The following is a 14,232-nucleotide window of genomic DNA, read 5'->3' as shown; positions in this document are numbered from 1 at the left end:
CTCTCGATCATGGCGACAGCCGTCCGAACCTAGGGCCTGTTTCAGAAGTCGATCAGTGCCTTGGTTCTGGGTCGCGCTGGTTTGTCGTACCCGCCTGGCATGATCGCTTGCTGCCGGGGACAACCGGCCCGACCCGACGGGAGTTACAGACAATGAGCAGTGATGTCCGGACGCGTGCTGCCCGACCGGAGGATCTCAGCCGGTTTATCGTGGAGCGGCTCAACGCGGGCGACGTCGAAGGGTTGGTGGCGCTGTATGAGCCGGGCGCGGTACTGGCGTTGCCGAACGGCCAGGTCGCCACAGGCCGTGCGGAGATCCGCCAGGCGTATGAGCACCTGGTCGCTGACAAGCCCACCTTCGCCCCTGGACAGCAGCAGCCCACACTGCAGAACGGCGACCTGGCGCTCACGTCGGTGCGCTTGGCCGACGGCGGTGTCACCGTCGAGGTGGCTCGCCGCCAGCCCGACGGCACGTGGTTGTGGGCGATCGACCAGCCCAGCCTTCTGGGGTAGGTCACAGCCACTCGTTGATGGCGGCGATAGTCACGGTGGCCTCGTATCGGACGGCAAGCTTGTCGTACCTGGTCGCGACGGCCCGGTGGCGTTTGAGCCGGTTGATGCCGCATTCCACGGCGTGACGCTCACGGTAGTCGATCTTGCAGAACGTGGGTGGCCGACCACCTCGGCTGCCCCGGTTCTTGCGGTGGCGGATCTGATCAGCCTTCTCCGGGATCGTGCAGGTGATGCCACGCCTGCGCAGATAGGTGCGGTTAGCGCGGGAGCCGTACGCCTTATCGGCGCGGACCTTATCGGGGCGCTTGCGAGGGCGTCCAGGTCCGAGCCGGGGCACGCCGATCCGCTCCAACACGGGCTGGAACTGGGGAGAATCCCCACGTTGACCGGCGGTGATGATCAGCGATCACAGCTTCTGGCCCTGCTCGACGGCCAGATGCAGCTTGGTGGTCAGCCCTCCCCGAGAGCGGCCCAGCCCGTGGTCGGCGGGCTCGACATCGACGCCGCCGGGCGGCTCTACCTGCAGATCCCCCTTTTTCGCGCACCGGCGGCGTGCTGGTGCGCGCGGGTGATCGTGGAGTCCACGCTCACGTCCCAGGTGATCAGACCCTTGGCGTCTGCTCTGGCCTGCAGTTCCTTCAAGATCCGCGCCCAGGTGCCGTTCCGCTGCCAACGCCGGAACAGCCCGTATACCGTTTCCCACTCGCCATACCGGACGGGCACGTCCCGCCACGGCGCGCCTGTGCGCGTCCGCCACCGGATCCCATCGATGAGCTGCCGTTTCGTCCACTTCGGCGGCCTGCCCGGCTTCTTACCGACTGGCAGCAACGGCTCCAGGACCGCCCACTGCGCGGCGGTCAAATCACCACGACCCACCTAAAGATCATTTCAGAAGTGGATCACTCGCGTGATCCACTTCTGAAACAGGCCCTAGGTCGTCGTGGTGAATCGGTGCCTGTAGGTGCTCGGGGGCATGTCGAGGCGGGCCACGAACACGCGGCGCATCGTCTCCGGGTTCTGGAAGCCGACGCGCCGGGCGGTGGCGGCGACGGACTCGCCCCTCAGGAGAAGCGTCTTCGCGGTCTCCACGCGGACGTGCTCCACGAACTTGACCGGGGACATGCCGATCTCGGCCTGGAAGAGGCGAGCGAGATGGCGTGGGCTCACGCCCGCGATCGCGGCGAGGTCGTCCATCCCGTTGGGGGCCTCCGGATTCGCCGAGACCGCTTCCACCACACGTTTCACGCCGGCCTGGGTGCCTTGCGGCACGTCCAGCATCGTCGAGTACTGCGACTGTCCGCCGGGACGCCGCATGTAGACGACGAGTTGCCGGGCGACCTCCCGGGCCAGGTCGGGGCCTTGGTCGGCTTCGACGAGCGAGAGCGCCAGGTCGATCCCCGACGACACTCCGGCCGAGGTGTGGAACGCGCCGTCATGCACGAACAGCGCGTCCGGGACCACCTCGGCCGTGGGGCAGATCCGAGCGAGCAGCGCGGCGTGCGCCCAGTGCGTCGTGACGCGCCTGCCGTCCAGAGCACCGGCGGAGGCGAGCAGGAACGCTCCGGTGCACACCGAGGCGACCCGGCCAGCGACGCCCACCAGGTGCGATGTCGCTGTGCGCACCTCGACGTCCACGGGGGTGGTCGGCAGGGCGTCGCCTCCGGGGACGATCACCGTGTCGGCGTGCGCGACCTCCCCGGCGGCGCCGCCGACCTCCATCCTCGTTCCGATGGACGTGCCGACCGGGGCGCCGGTCGGAGAGGCGTAGCCGAGTTCGTAGCCCGCGCCCAGCCGCGCGGCCTCCGCGAACACCTCGGCGGGCCCGGCGACGTCGAGGTGCTTGACGCCCGCGAACACGAGGAACACCACGCGATGAACGCCCATGCCCTGATGATGTCCGAATTTGTGGGGTCGTTGTCAATCCGGACACTGTCCGCCGTGCCCCCTCCGGCGAGACTCTGGAACGGACTCATCCGGAGGGCAGGAGGCGACCATGGACGAGACCATCGCCGGGATCACGATCCCCGACACCGCGCTCGTGCGCGACATCACCGAGTACATCCGCGAGCGGGAGACCGACCTGCTCTACGACCACTCACGCCGCGTCTTCCTCTTCGGGGCGCTCATGGGACGGCGCCGCGGGCTCGGCGTCGACCTCGAACTGCTGTACGCGGGGGCGATGTTCCACGACCTCGGCCTCACCGACGCCTTCCACGACTCGGTGCTGCGCTTCGAGGTGGACGGCGCGAACGCCGCCCGCGACTTCCTCACCTCCCGCGGCGTCGAGCCCGGCCGCGCGTCCGCGGTGTGGACCGGCATCGCCCTCCACACCACCCCCGGCGTGCCCGAGTTCATGGCGCCTGAGGTCGCCCTCGTGACGGCGGGCGTCGAGACCGACGTCCTCGGCGTCCGGTACGGCGAACTCACCGACGCCGAGCGTGAGGCCGTCACCGCCGCGCACCCGCGTCCCGACTTCAAGAACCGGATCCTCGCGGCGTTCACCGAGGGCAACGTCCGCCGTCCGGAGACCACGTTCGGCAACGTGAACGCGGACGTCCTCGCGCACTTCATGCCCGGCTACCAGCGCGAGGACTTCGTCCGGACCATCCTGGACAACCCCTGGCCCGAGTGATCAGCCGGCCGCCTGGGCCTGGACCTTCGCGGTGTCGAACTCGACGTACTCGATGACGGCGCCGCCCGGGTGGTGGATCGTCAGGTTGCGTCCGGTGGGGACCTCGTTGGGGCCGTCGACGGTCTCGCCGCCCTCGCGCTCGACGATCGCGAAAACGTCGTCGAGGTCGTCCACGACCGTCGTGGCCTGGACGGCGCGATACGGTGCCAGCGCTTCCGGGGTGCCCGCGACCAGCAGGTATCCCCCGATGCTCGCCAGCTCGAGGTCCTTGTAGGAGAAGCGGAGGCCCGGCTTGGCGGCGGTGAGCGCCTCGAAGGTGGGCAGTGCGGCGTCCAGGTCGCTGACGTACACGCGGGCGAAGGTGGTGACGACGGCCATCGGCGGGCTCCTGATCATTTCAACAATCCCGAAACAACGAAATGATCGTATACTGGGAAGATCGGGACGCGCCAACCCCGACAGGCGACAGGAGAGCAGGATGCGTTCGCTGGCCCAGCCCAAGACGGCGGACCTGGACCTGGTCACGGTGCTGCACGCGCTCGCCGACCCCGTCCGCCTGGAACTGGTCCGCTGGATGACCACCGACGGCGAGGTGTCCTGCAGCCCGGACCACCTGGACGTCCCGCGCTCCACGCTCTCCAACCACTGGCGCGTCCTGCGCGAGGCGGGCCTCACCTGGACCCGCGCCGAGGGCAAGGCCCGCTACATGACGCTCCGCCGCGACGACCTGGACGCCCGCTTCCCCGGCGTCCTCCAGACCATCCTCGCCTCCGCCACCCCACCGGCACCGAGCACCACCGAATAGACGGCGGTCGGCCGGAGGACGCCTGCGGACATGGCGCGGCTATAGGGTGACAATAGGTTACGATCTAGCCACTTTGGGTCATTGATTGGGACATGTGGAGCATGTCTCCCAATCTGGAGCTGAACCAGGTCGTGGACCGGCTGAACGCCGCCGGCGCCGACATCCTGAACCTGGCGTTCGGGGAGTCCCGGCTGCCACTCATGGAGTCGCTCGCCGAGCTGCTGTCGGCCGCGGCCTACCAGACCACCTACGGACCGGTCGCCGGAACGCAGGCCGTCCGCGACGCGGCCGCCGGATACTTCGGACGCCGCCGCCTGCCCACCGACCCCGAACGGGTCATCGTCGCACCCGGCAGCAAACCGCTCCTCATGGCCGTCCAGCACGCCGTCCCCGGCGACTGCATCCTGCCGCAGCCCTGCTGGAACAGCTACGCGCCGCAGGTGCGGTTCTCCGGCAAGACTCCGATCAGGGTTCCCATCGCCCGCGGGCACGGGGGCGTTCCTGATCCGGACGTTCTACGGGACGCCATCCGGAGCGCGCGTGCCCGCGGTCTGGATCCGCGCCTGATGGTTCTCACATTGCCCGACACTCCGACCGGCACCGTGGCTCCGCCGGAAGCGGTGCGAGCGGTATGCGCGATCGCCGAGGAGGAAGACCTCATCGTCGTCTCCGACGAGATCTACCGCGACATCATCCACGACCCCGGAACCGAGCTGCTCAGCCCCGCCGAGATCGTCCCGCACCGGACGGTCGTCACCACCGGCCTCTCCAAGAGCCTCGCGCTCGGCGGCTGGCGCATCGGCATGGCACGGTTCCCGGCCGGACGGCGCGGCGAGCGGATCCGGGCCGGTGTGCTCGGCGTGGCGAGCGAGCTGTGGTCGACGCTGGCACGTCCGATGCAGGAGGTGGCGGGGTACGTGTTCGGCGGGCCGCCCGATGTCAGGCAGCGGCTGGAGGCGAGCGCCCGGCTGCACGGCGCCGTCGCCCGCGCGATGCACTCCGTCATGGTCGGCGCGGGAGCGCTGTGCCGTCCGCCCACCGGAGCGTTCTACGTCTATCCCGACTTCGAGCCGATGCGGACGCCGCTCGCCGCGCTGGGCGTCACCGACTCACGGTCGCTCCAGAGGTTCCTCTTCGACGAGTACGACATCGCGGTCATGGCGGGCCACCAACTCGGTGACGAGGTCGATGCCCTGCGCTTCAAGGCGTCGACGAGCATGCTCTACGGCCAGACCCCCGATGAGCAGCTGTCGTCACTGAACAGCGCCGACCCGGTGAACCTGCCGCACATTCGCAGGTCCCTGACCCGCGTCGAGGCGGCGGTGGCCGACCTCCGCTCGCGCTGCCTTGCGGGGAGGGCCGTCTGAGCGGTGGCGGTCAGGGCAGGGTGACGCCGACGAGCTTGGTGAGGAAGCGGTCGACCTGGGCCTCGAAGGGGAGCCAGGGGTAGTCGGGCTGGTTGACGCGCATCGAGATCGCGCCGTGGACGGCGGTTCTCAGGTCCAGGGAGACCGCCGACGCGTCGTCCCGCGGGGCCAGGCCGGCGTCCATGCAGCGTTGGACGGCGGCGGTGGCGCGGTCGGCCAGCTCCTGTTTGAACGCCATGGATTCGCGCTGGTTGAGCGTGCTCTCGTGCATCACCTTGTAGAGGCCGGGATGGTCCTGGACCCATCGGCCGAGCAGGAGGACGCGCGCGCGGAGCTTGCCGACGGGGTCGGCCTGCGCTTCCTCGGCCTCGTTGACGGACCGCGTGAGGTCGTGGTGGGCGCGTTCGAGGGTCGCGAGGACAAGCGCGTCACGGTCGGCGAAGTGGATGTAGACCGAGGTCGCCGCGATGCCGAGCTCGCGGGCCACCGCGCGCAGGGACAGCGCCTGGTCGTCGCCCAGCTCGTCCAGCAGGCGCAGGGTGGCCGCGACGATGTCCTCTTTCAGCCGCGCGCCCTGGCCGCGCCGATTGCGTCCCCGGGGCGCGGAGGTCGTTTCCATGATGCGCCATTGTACGGGCGCGCCCGTTGCCTTACAGTCGTAGCGCTACAAGCGTTAACCCAGGAAGGGGCGACCCATGGACCTCCACACCCGGGACTCCGTCTTCGCCGAGATGCGCGACGCCACCGCGCGCATGCTCTGGGACGGCCTCCCCGAACTGTCCGCGCGGGAGAAGGCCCTGCTCTGCCTCGTCGCGGACGTGTGCCAGCAGACCCTCGGCGCGCCGTTCGAGGAGCACGTGCGGCGCGCGTACGGCAACGGCGTCTCCCCCGACGACCTGCGGGAACTGCTGCGCTTCATCGCGTATGACAGCGGGTATCCGGCGGCCGTGGCGGCGCTCGAGCGGCTCGTCGCGATCGAGCGCGAGCTGGGCGTGAACCCGACGGGCGCGGGGCACGTGGTCAACGCCGACGGGACGGGGAGTCCGCTCCCCGAGGCGATGCTCCGGTCCGTCGCCGAGCTGGACGAGGGGTTCGCCGGCTACATGGCGCTCCAGTCGCGGATGCGGGGTGGCATGCAGCGGATCAGCGTGCGCGAGCGCGCGTTCGCCACGATGACCGTGGACGTGCTGTTCCAGACCCTTGAGGAGAGCTTCCGCGCTCACGTGACCCGCGCGCGTGGAGCCGGGGCGAGCGGCGAGGACCTGCGGGCCGTCGTGCGGTTCTCCGCGTTGTTCGGCATGACCAAGGCGTGGCGGGCCATGCACGTCCTGGACGCGCTGCTCGCCGAGGTCGAGGCCGTCCCCGCCTGACCTCGGGTCGTCCGGTCGCGGAGCCCGAACCTCCTGGTCCGGGCTCCGCGACTTGGTCGTGCAGGAGACCGCGCGGTCCTCGGTAGAGGGACGCCGCGACGGCTGTGGAGCGTGGTCAGCCGATGGGCTGGCACACCGCGTAGGCGGTGGCCGTGATTGCACCGGGGCCGCCGGAGATGCTGGAGAGCTCGGCCGTCCACGTCCTCGCGCCATTGTCCGGGTAGGAGCCCAGCAGCAGGGGCACCCGGAAAACGGTCCCCGGCGAGACGTCCTCCTTGACGCCGCCGCCGGTCAGCGTGGTGCCGATCGGGCACGTCGCCGTCGCCACGGTGATGATGCCGTCGAGCACATTCTCCGGTGCGCCGTCCACGATGATGCTCGGAAGGACCACCCCGTTCGGACCCGCCGGCCCTTCGGGACCTGCCGGGCCCTCAGGCCCCTCGGGACCCGCCGGACCCTCAGGCCCCGCCGGGCCTTCCGGACCCGCAGGGCCGTCGGGCCCCTCCGGACCCGCCGGACCCGCCGGGCCGGTGAGGCCGGTGGGGCCCTCCGGGCCTTCAGGACCCGCGGGGCCCGCCGGACCCGCAGGCCCCTCGGGACCCGCCGGACCTTCCTCCCCCGCAGGGCCCGCCGGACCCTCCGGACCGGCCGGTCCCGTGTCGCCGATCGGGCCCTCCGGGCCCGCGGGCCCCATGATCCCGGCCGGGCCTTCCGGCCCCTCGGGTCCGGCGGGTCCGGCAGGGCCCTCCGGACCTTCGGGACCCATCGGGCCCGCCGGACCGATCAGGCCGGCCGGCCCCTCCGGACCTTCAGGACCCGCAGGGCCTGTCTGGCCGTTCAGCCCGGCAGGGCCCTGCGGCCCCTCGGGACCAGCGGGACCCATTGGCCCCTCCGGCCCCTCCGGCCCCGCCGGGCCTATGGGCCCCTCCGGGCCGATCGGCCCCGCCGGGCCGATCATGCCGGGCGGCCCCTCCGGACCCGCCGGTCCGGCAGGACCCGCCGGGCCTTCCGGCCCCTTCTCACCCGTCCGGCCTCGCGGCCCCCGACGGCCTCTCGGGCCGTGGTGGCCGATGAAGCCCCGGCATATCGTGTGCCTGCCGTAGTGATCACAGCCGTCGTCTCCCCCGCCCGCCGCCGCGGCGTGGGCGACGGCTCCGTCGAAGGCGAGCGCGACGACCGCCGCGGCGGTCATCGTGGTGATCAGGCGCCGCGCGCCTGGGGCAATGCTCATGGTTCTCCTCACGGTCGATGATGGTGAAGGTCGTGCGATGCGATGCGGCCGGGCGCGGCGTCATGTGCCGGGCTTGCGCCCCCAGACGTAGACGGCCTGCCCGGTCCGGGTCATCCGCCAGAGCCGCCGGGCGGCCTCGTAGTCGAGGTTCACGCAGCCGTGTGAACCGGGTCCGGTGGCGACCGAGCCGTAGACGCCGTGGATCGCCTGCCCGCCGGTGAAGAACTGGCTGAACGGCATGGGCGAGTTGAAGGCGGTCGACCAGTGGAATTTGTGCCGCCACCAGACGCGGAACCATCCGGTCCGCGTGGGACGGCTCCAGCGTCCGGTACGCGCGGGCACCGGCCCGAACAGCGTCCTGTGTCCTCGTTGCATCCAGAGTCGCTGCCGGGTCAGGTCGACGCAGATGACCTTGCCCCGCCATGCCGGGCAGCGGCCGCGCGCGCGTGCGCGTGCTGCGGCGACCCCGACGTGGTCCCGGGCCACGGGCGAGGCGCCCGCGTGCCGGATCCCCCCGTCGGCCGCGTACGACGGAGGGCCCGGGACGACGACCGCCACGGCCGTCGCCAGGCCACACCAACGCAGACGGCCGAAGCGACCCTCCAAGGTCATGATCACAAGCTAGATCGCGGAGTTTCACGGCCCGGCAGCGGAACGGGCAAAAGAGCTGCCGGACTTCACCAAGAGCGCCCTGTCAGGCTTGCCTCGGCACCGCCGGGCCGTCCGCGTTCCGCTCGCTCTCGTCCACGATGTCGTAGATCGCCGGATCCGCGACCAATTCCGCCGAGAGCGCGTCGTCCACCTCGGCTCTTATGCACTGCCCCGGCTCGGCGTCGCGAACCCTCGCCCGATCGGAGTCCGCCGTCAGGCCGCCAGGGCTCGGGCCACCGGGCGGGACGCGGCGTGCCGGATCGGGACGGCCGTCAGCAACGCCACGACGGCGAGCGCGACCGGAACGTCCAGGTGGACGCCGTCGGCGGCGCGGACGGGCACCGCGCCCGTCCCGTCGTGCCTCCGCAGGCCACGGGCTCGCAGACCCGGCTCCCTCACATGCACTCCTCGTCCGGTGGTGCCCGCGGGGCGTCCGACCGGCCCCGAGCTCCCGAGGGCCCTAGAGCCGGGAGGGTCGTCAACCGTCGTGGATCACACTCCGGAGGGTCCCGGGCGGGCCTGAGAGGTCGCGCACACCTGATCGTTTCGAGGTGTCGCGCAGGGTTACCGGTGGGTAGGACCCGGGTCGTCAACACTCGTGGTTTCGGGGGGAATCGCATGTACTACAGCAGTGGGAACTACGAGGCGTTCGCACGGCCGCGGAAGCCGAAGGGCGTGGAGGACAAGACCGCCTGGTTCGTCGGGTCGGGGCTCGCGTCCCTCGCCGGAGCGGCCTTCCTCATCCGGGACGGCCAGATGGACGGAAGCCGGATCACCGTCCTCGAGCGGCTGCGGATTCCGGGTGGCGCACTCGACGGGATCAAGGAGCCGGAGAAGGGATTCGTCGTCCGGGGCGGACGCGAGATGGAGGACCACTTCGAGTGCCTCTGGGACCTGTTCCGTTCCATCCCGTCCATCGAGGTGGAGGGCGCGAGCGTCCTCGACGAGTTCTACTGGCTCAACAAGGACGACCCGAACTACTCCCTCCAGCGCGTCACCGAGAAGCGCGGCCAGGACGCGCGCACGGACGGCCTTTTCGCGCTCAACGAGAAGGCGCAGAAGGACCTCGTGAAGGTGTTCCTCGCGGCGCGCGAGGAGATGGAGGGGAAGCGCATCAACGAGGTCTTCGGTGAGGACTTCCTGAAGAGCAACTTCTGGCTCTACTGGCGCACCATGTTCGCCTTCGAGGAATGGCACGGCGCCCTCGAGATGAAGTTGTACCTGCACCGTTTCGTCCACCACATCGGAGGGCTCCCCGACTTCTCCGCCCTGAAGTTCACCAAGTACAACCAGTACGAGTCGCTGGTGCTGCCGCTGTACCGGTGGCTGCTCGACCAGGGCGTGAACTTCCACTTCGACACCGAGGTCGTGGACGTCGACTTCGTCCTCACGCCCGAGCGCAAGCAGGCGTCCGGGCTGAAGTGGATCCGGGACGGCGTGGAGGGCGGGACCGAGCTCGGCCCGGACGACCTGCTGTTCATGACGATCGGCTCGCTGACCGAGAACTCCGACAACGGCGACCACCGGACGCCCGCGAAGCTGAACGAGGGACCGGCCCCCGCCTGGGACCTGTGGCGGCGCATCGCGTCCAAGGACCCGGCGTTCGGCCGCCCGGACGTGTTCGGCTCGCACATCCCCGAGACCCAGTGGGAGTCGGCGACCGTCACCACGCTGGACGACCGCATCCCCCGGCACATCCAGCGCATCTGCAAGCGCGACCCGTTCAGCGGACGCGTCGTCACCGGCGGCATCGTCACCGTCCGCGACTCGGCCTGGCTGCTGAGCTGGACGGTCAACCGGCAGCCGCACTTCAAGCAGCAGCCGAAGGACCAGGTCGTCGCGTGGCTGTACTCGCTGTTCGTGGACGTCCCCGGCGACTACGTCAAGAAGCCGATGCGGGAGTGCACCGGCGAGGAGATCGTCCAGGAGTGGCTGTACCACCTCGGCGTCCCGGAGGAGGAGATCCCCGAGCTGGCCGCGACGGGCGCCAAGGCCGTGCCGGTGATGATGCCGTACGTGACGTCGTTCTTCATGCCGCGCCGGGCGGGCGACCGTCCGGACGTCGTGCCGGAGGGCGCGGTGAACTTCGCGTTCATCGGCCAGTTCGCCGAGAGCAGCCGCGACTGCATCTTCACGACCGAGTACTCGGTCCGGACGCCGATGGAGGCGGTCTACACGCTGCTCGGCGTCGAGCGCGGCGTCCCGGAGGTGTTCAACTCGACCTACGACGTCCGGAAGCTGCTGGCCGCGACGAACCGGCTCCGGGACGGCGAGGAGCTGCGGCTGCCGATGCCGGAGATCCTGCGCAAGCGCCTGCTGGGCAAGCTGAACGAGACCGAGATCGGCGAGTTGCTCACGGAGTACCGCCTGTTCGGGTGATTCGCAGGTGATGCCCCTTGCGCACCTCCGGGTTCATACGTGAAGCTCTCTCGCATTCACGCGGACACCGGAGGTGCGTGGTGCGGGTGCGGCTCGACGTCGTGGTGGGCTCCGTCGTCCTGGTGGACGTCGTCAGGGTGTTCCTGCCGTCCCTGATCACCGTGGTCGGCGACGCGGGCAGCACGCCGGCCGAACTCATCGGGCTGTACGCGCTGGTGTGGTTCGCGGCGGCGTTCGCGGCCGCGCCGTTCGCCCGGCGGATCGGGCCGGGCGCGGCGGTCGTCCTGCTCGCGGCGCGCGCCGCGCTCCAGTTCACCGACGGCGGGACCGCGCAGGTCGCGGTGGCGAGCGCCGGTCTGCTCGCCGGACTGTGCTGGCTGGTCGCGACGGCCGGGACGGCACGGGACGCGCGCCCGGTCGCGACCGGCTTCGTCGCGGGGCTCGCCGCCTCGGGCGTCCTCCACGCGGCGCTCGGCGGCGTCGACCTGGTCTGGCGGGACGGACTGTGGCCGTGGGCCCTGCTCGTCCTGGAGCTGGGGCTGTTCGCGCTCGCCCTGTTCCGTCACCGCACGCCCGGCGACGAGGAGGCCTTCCACGGGCGTCGGCTGTGGTGGACGCTCGGCCCCGCGCTCCTGCTGTGGGGCCTCTACACGGGCAGTTCGTCGCATGCGCAGGCCAGCGCGGACGGCGCGACCTGGGCCGCCGTGGCGGTCGCGACGGGCGCCGTCCTGTCGGTCGCGGTGGCCGCGCGCCCCGCGTTCTGGACGCGCCGTCCGGCGGTTCCCGGGGTGCTGCTCGTCCTGTCGGCGCTCGGGTTCGCGTTCGGGCGGGCGACGGTGGACGGCGTCCACGGCGTCTCCCCCACCTGGACACTGATCGCACAGGTCGGCGGGCAGTTCGCGCTGGCCGGATGCCTGGGCTGGGCGGCCGCCGAGCCCAGCCCCTCGCCCACCGGCGAGGACGCCACGACCGCGACCCGCCGCGGGCTGGCCACCGCGACCGGCCTCCTCGTCTTCGTGGTCCTGTTCTTCGCGTACTACTCGGCCTACGACCTCGGCATGCCGAACCGGTGGGTTCCGGTGGCGGCGGCGGTCATCGTCGCGGCGGTCTCGTTCGGCCGCGCGAGCCGTCCGGACGAGGGACGGCAGTGGCCGGTGCTCGCCGTCGCCGCCGCGTCCGCGCTCCTGGTCACGCTGACCACGAGCTGGCCCGGGACGCCCTCCTGGACTCCGATGCCCGGCGACGGGCTCCGCGTCGCCGCCTACAACCTGCGCATGGGCTTCGGAATGAACGGCACGATGACCGCCGCACGGCAGGCGGACGCCCTGCGGTCGCTGCGTCCGCACGTGGTGCTGCTGAGCGAGGTCGACCGCGGCTGGTTCCTGAACGGCGGCCGCGACCAGCTGAGGCTGATGTCCGGCCGGCTCGGGCTGAAGCCGCACTGGGCGCCCGCCGGGGACGAGGTGTGGGGCGACGCGCTGCTCACGAACCTGCCGGTCGTGTCCGTCCGGAACCACGTCCTGGTGAAGGGCGGGCCGACCGGGGCCGAGGCCCTCGAGGTCGGCCTGCGGTGGCACGGAACCGTCGTCACGGTCATCGCCACCCACACCCAGCCCCCGGACGGCTGGACCGACCTCGGGCAGGCGGAGCAGCTCGCGCGGATCGCGCGGGACGCCGCCGCGAAGGGCGGCCCGGTCGTCCTGGGCGGCGACCTCAACATGCAGCCGAGCGACCGGGCCTTCCAGGTCCTGCTCGGAGCGGGACTGAAGGACGCGTTCGCGGCGGCCCGCCCGTTCCTCACCTACCCGGCACGGCCCAGGCCGACCGACCAGCTCGACCACATCCTGACGACGCCGGGCCTGACCCCGCAGGACCCCGCCCGGCCGGCCGTCCCGTACTCCGACCACCTCCCCGTCGCGGTCACCCTGCGCTCGTAGCGGTTTGCCGACTCTTACCGTGGGCCAGGGAGATGATCTCGGCTACGGCCGATCACTGAGGGTAGCGCTATAGGTGCGAAACACGACATTCGAGTTTCCGGAGGGCACCGTGAGCAAGAAGAACAAGCAGACCCGCCAGGAGGAACGGCTCCACGAGACCAAGCCGCGCAACGGCCAACAGAACCATGCCCAGCAGGTCAAACAGGCCCGTCTCCAGGCGTACGACGCCAAACTCGCCGAACGCTTCGAGACCTTCGACCGCAACAACGACGGCACGATCTCCCGGCAGGACCTCGAGTTCATGGCCGACGGCATCCTGCGGGCCCTCGCGCAGAACCCGGGATCGAAGAAGGGCCGGGCCCTGCGCGAGGGCGCCCGCCAGTACTACGAGGGCCTGGCGCGCAGCGCCGGCACCAGTCCGGACGGCCCCATCGACCGGGCCGAGTTCCTCGCCGCCGCCGAGAGCTCCCTCCACTCGGGCATGCGCGGCTTCGACGACTCGCTGCGTCCGTGGGCGGAGGCGGTCATCGCCGTCGCCGACCTCGACGACGACGGCAGGGTCTCGGTCGACGACTGGACGCAGGTCCTGACCGCCATGGGCGCGGACCAGCGGCACGCGATGGCGTCCGCCCGCGGACTCGACACCGACCGCGACGGGCACATCAGCACCCAGGAACTGCTGGCCGAGGCCCGCAGGTTCTACGTCTCGGACGAGCCGGTGGACGTGTTCTCGGCTTGATCACCGACCCTTGGGAGCCTCCCCGGCCGCTGACGGGCGGGGAGGCGCCCGACACCGCCCGGGAACCGGCGGGGGCAGGGTCCGGGCCGCTCGAAGTGATCACCTGCTGGGTGCGGGACCACCTGTGCCGTCCGCACCCCGACCTGGGACGCCCCGGGGCGGTGTGCCCGTACACGCGGCAGGCCCTGGAGGGCGGGCGGCTGCTCGGCGCGGTCTGGGCGGCGCGTCCGGACGGGCCGGAACAGGTGGCGCTGGTGATGCGCCGGTACCTCTCCTGGTTCGTCGCCCACCAGGACGGCGCGGGCGATCCGCACCGGGCGCTGCTCGTGGCGTTCCCCGAAGTGGACGAGCGCGACTGGGAGTCGGTCATCGAGGGCGCCCAGCGGAGGCTGAAACCGTCGTTCGTCCGGCACGGGCTGATGATCGGCGAGTTCCATCCCGGTCCGCCCGCCGCCCCGGGCATCCGCAATCCCGGGTTCCGGCCGCTGCACGGGCCGCTGCCGATCCTGGCCGTCCGGCCGATGGTCCGCTCGGACCTGCCCTTCCTCGACCAGGCCCCCTGGTCCCTCGACGCCTGGACGGCCCGCTTCGGCTGAGCCGGTCAGCGCT

The 14,232-nt window shown here is 71.2% G+C and carries 15 protein-coding genes and 1 pseudogene; 9 read left to right on the top strand and 7 right to left on the bottom strand.

Annotation, left to right across the window (positions count from 1 at the left end; genetic code table 11):
• Positions 1 to 152: 152 nt before the first annotated feature.
• The gene (locus EBO15_RS20055; protein ID WP_122195951.1) at positions 153 to 512 is read left to right on the top strand and encodes a YybH family protein; all 360 of its coding nucleotides are present in this window, start codon (positions 153 to 155) and stop codon (positions 510 to 512) included.
• Between the two features lies 1 nt (position 513).
• On the opposite strand, the pseudogene EBO15_RS20050 reads toward EBO15_RS20055, so the two are convergent.
• A pseudogene (locus EBO15_RS20050) lies at positions 514 to 1,388 on the bottom strand (IS5 family transposase).
• Between the two features lie 54 nt (positions 1,389 to 1,442).
• Positions 1,443 to 2,396 carry a GlxA family transcriptional regulator gene (locus EBO15_RS20045; RefSeq protein ID WP_122195950.1) on the bottom strand — a complete coding sequence of 318 codons (954 nt, stop codon included), beginning with the start codon at positions 2,394 to 2,396 and terminating at the stop codon, positions 1,443 to 1,445.
• Between the two features lie 109 nt (positions 2,397 to 2,505).
• Between EBO15_RS20045 and EBO15_RS20040 the strand changes: the two genes are divergently transcribed.
• Entirely contained in the window at positions 2,506 to 3,144 is a 639-nt protein-coding gene (locus tag EBO15_RS20040) for an HD domain-containing protein (RefSeq protein WP_122195949.1), read from the top strand.
• Here EBO15_RS20040 and EBO15_RS20035 read toward each other — a convergent pair whose 3' ends face one another.
• The gene (locus EBO15_RS20035) at positions 3,145 to 3,522 is read right to left on the bottom strand and encodes a VOC family protein (protein WP_122195979.1); all 378 of its coding nucleotides are present in this window, start codon (positions 3,520 to 3,522) and stop codon (positions 3,145 to 3,147) included.
• Positions 3,523 to 3,622: 100 nt separating this feature from the next.
• Here EBO15_RS20035 and EBO15_RS20030 point away from each other — a divergent pair, with 100 nt between their 5' ends.
• Complete coding sequence (locus tag EBO15_RS20030; RefSeq protein ID WP_122195948.1) at positions 3,623 to 3,949, top strand: ArsR/SmtB family transcription factor; 327 nt, start codon at positions 3,623 to 3,625, stop codon at positions 3,947 to 3,949.
• 101 nt (positions 3,950 to 4,050) lie between these two features.
• Entirely contained in the window at positions 4,051 to 5,316 is a 1,266-nt protein-coding gene (locus EBO15_RS20025) for a pyridoxal phosphate-dependent aminotransferase (protein WP_122195947.1), read from the top strand.
• Between the two features lie 10 nt (positions 5,317 to 5,326).
• On the opposite strand, the gene EBO15_RS20020 is transcribed toward EBO15_RS20025, so the two are convergent.
• Positions 5,327 to 5,935, bottom strand: coding sequence for a TetR/AcrR family transcriptional regulator (locus EBO15_RS20020; protein ID WP_122195946.1), 609 nt, complete (start codon positions 5,933 to 5,935; stop codon positions 5,327 to 5,329).
• A 76-nt stretch (positions 5,936 to 6,011) separates the two neighbouring features.
• On the opposite strand from EBO15_RS20020, the gene EBO15_RS20015 reads away from it, so the two are divergent.
• Entirely contained in the window at positions 6,012 to 6,686 is a 675-nt protein-coding gene (locus EBO15_RS20015) for a carboxymuconolactone decarboxylase family protein (protein ID WP_122195945.1), read from the top strand.
• A 115-nt stretch (positions 6,687 to 6,801) separates the two neighbouring features.
• Here EBO15_RS20015 and EBO15_RS46135 read toward each other — a convergent pair whose 3' ends face one another.
• From EBO15_RS46135 to EBO15_RS43665, 3 genes are all read right to left on the bottom strand, one after another.
• Complete coding sequence (locus EBO15_RS46135; RefSeq protein ID WP_233616309.1) at positions 6,802 to 7,056, bottom strand: hypothetical protein; 255 nt, start codon at positions 7,054 to 7,056, stop codon at positions 6,802 to 6,804.
• Positions 7,057 to 7,977: 921 nt separating this feature from the next.
• The gene (locus EBO15_RS20005) at positions 7,978 to 8,529 is read right to left on the bottom strand and encodes a L,D-transpeptidase (protein ID WP_147481564.1); all 552 of its coding nucleotides are present in this window, start codon (positions 8,527 to 8,529) and stop codon (positions 7,978 to 7,980) included.
• Positions 8,530 to 8,781: 252 nt separating this feature from the next.
• Positions 8,782 to 8,967: a hypothetical protein gene (locus EBO15_RS43665; protein ID WP_147481563.1), complete on the bottom strand. Its 186-nt coding sequence runs from the start codon at positions 8,965 to 8,967 to the stop codon at positions 8,782 to 8,784.
• A gap of 219 nt (positions 8,968 to 9,186) precedes the next feature.
• On the opposite strand from EBO15_RS43665, the gene EBO15_RS20000 reads away from it, so the two are divergent.
• From EBO15_RS20000 to EBO15_RS19985, 4 genes are all read left to right on the top strand, one after another.
• Positions 9,187 to 10,947, top strand: a complete 1,761-nt coding sequence (locus EBO15_RS20000; protein WP_122195943.1) for an oleate hydratase — start codon at positions 9,187 to 9,189, stop codon at positions 10,945 to 10,947.
• Positions 10,948 to 11,027: 80 nt separating this feature from the next.
• Positions 11,028 to 12,884 (top strand): endonuclease/exonuclease/phosphatase family protein, encoded by a 1,857-nt coding sequence (locus EBO15_RS19995; protein WP_122195942.1) that lies wholly within the window; start codon positions 11,028 to 11,030, stop codon positions 12,882 to 12,884.
• Positions 12,885 to 12,993: 109 nt separating this feature from the next.
• Positions 12,994 to 13,623: an EF-hand domain-containing protein gene (locus EBO15_RS19990; protein ID WP_158628286.1), complete on the top strand. Its 630-nt coding sequence runs from the start codon at positions 12,994 to 12,996 to the stop codon at positions 13,621 to 13,623.
• Between the two features lie 95 nt (positions 13,624 to 13,718).
• Entirely contained in the window at positions 13,719 to 14,219 is a 501-nt protein-coding gene (locus EBO15_RS19985; RefSeq protein ID WP_325051922.1) for a DUF6875 domain-containing protein, read from the top strand.
• Positions 14,220 to 14,232: the final 13 nt, after the last annotated feature.

This window comes from Actinomadura harenae (assembly GCF_003696215.1).
GTDB lineage: Bacteria > Actinomycetota > Actinomycetes > Streptosporangiales > Streptosporangiaceae > Spirillospora > Spirillospora harenae.
This window is presented reverse-complemented; position numbering and strand designations above follow the sequence as displayed.

Coding starts and splice junctions, on each gene's coding strand:
- EBO15_RS20045 (WP_122195950.1), bottom strand. CDS start 2,396: ATGGGCGTTCATCGCGTGGTGTTCCTCGTGTTCGCGGGCGTCAAGCAC.
- EBO15_RS20055 (WP_122195951.1), top strand. CDS start 153: ATGAGCAGTGATGTCCGGACGCGTGCTGCCCGACCGGAGGATCTCAGC.
- EBO15_RS20025 (WP_122195947.1), top strand. CDS start 4,051: ATGTCTCCCAATCTGGAGCTGAACCAGGTCGTGGACCGGCTGAACGCC.
- EBO15_RS20005 (WP_147481564.1), bottom strand. CDS start 8,529: ATGACCTTGGAGGGTCGCTTCGGCCGTCTGCGTTGGTGTGGCCTGGCG.
- EBO15_RS20015 (WP_122195945.1), top strand. CDS start 6,012: ATGGACCTCCACACCCGGGACTCCGTCTTCGCCGAGATGCGCGACGCC.
- EBO15_RS20030 (WP_122195948.1), top strand. CDS start 3,623: ATGCGTTCGCTGGCCCAGCCCAAGACGGCGGACCTGGACCTGGTCACG.
- EBO15_RS20040 (WP_122195949.1), top strand. CDS start 2,506: ATGGACGAGACCATCGCCGGGATCACGATCCCCGACACCGCGCTCGTG.
- EBO15_RS20020 (WP_122195946.1), bottom strand. CDS start 5,935: ATGGAAACGACCTCCGCGCCCCGGGGACGCAATCGGCGCGGCCAGGGC.
- EBO15_RS20000 (WP_122195943.1), top strand. CDS start 9,187: ATGTACTACAGCAGTGGGAACTACGAGGCGTTCGCACGGCCGCGGAAG.
- EBO15_RS20035 (WP_122195979.1), bottom strand. CDS start 3,522: ATGGCCGTCGTCACCACCTTCGCCCGCGTGTACGTCAGCGACCTGGAC.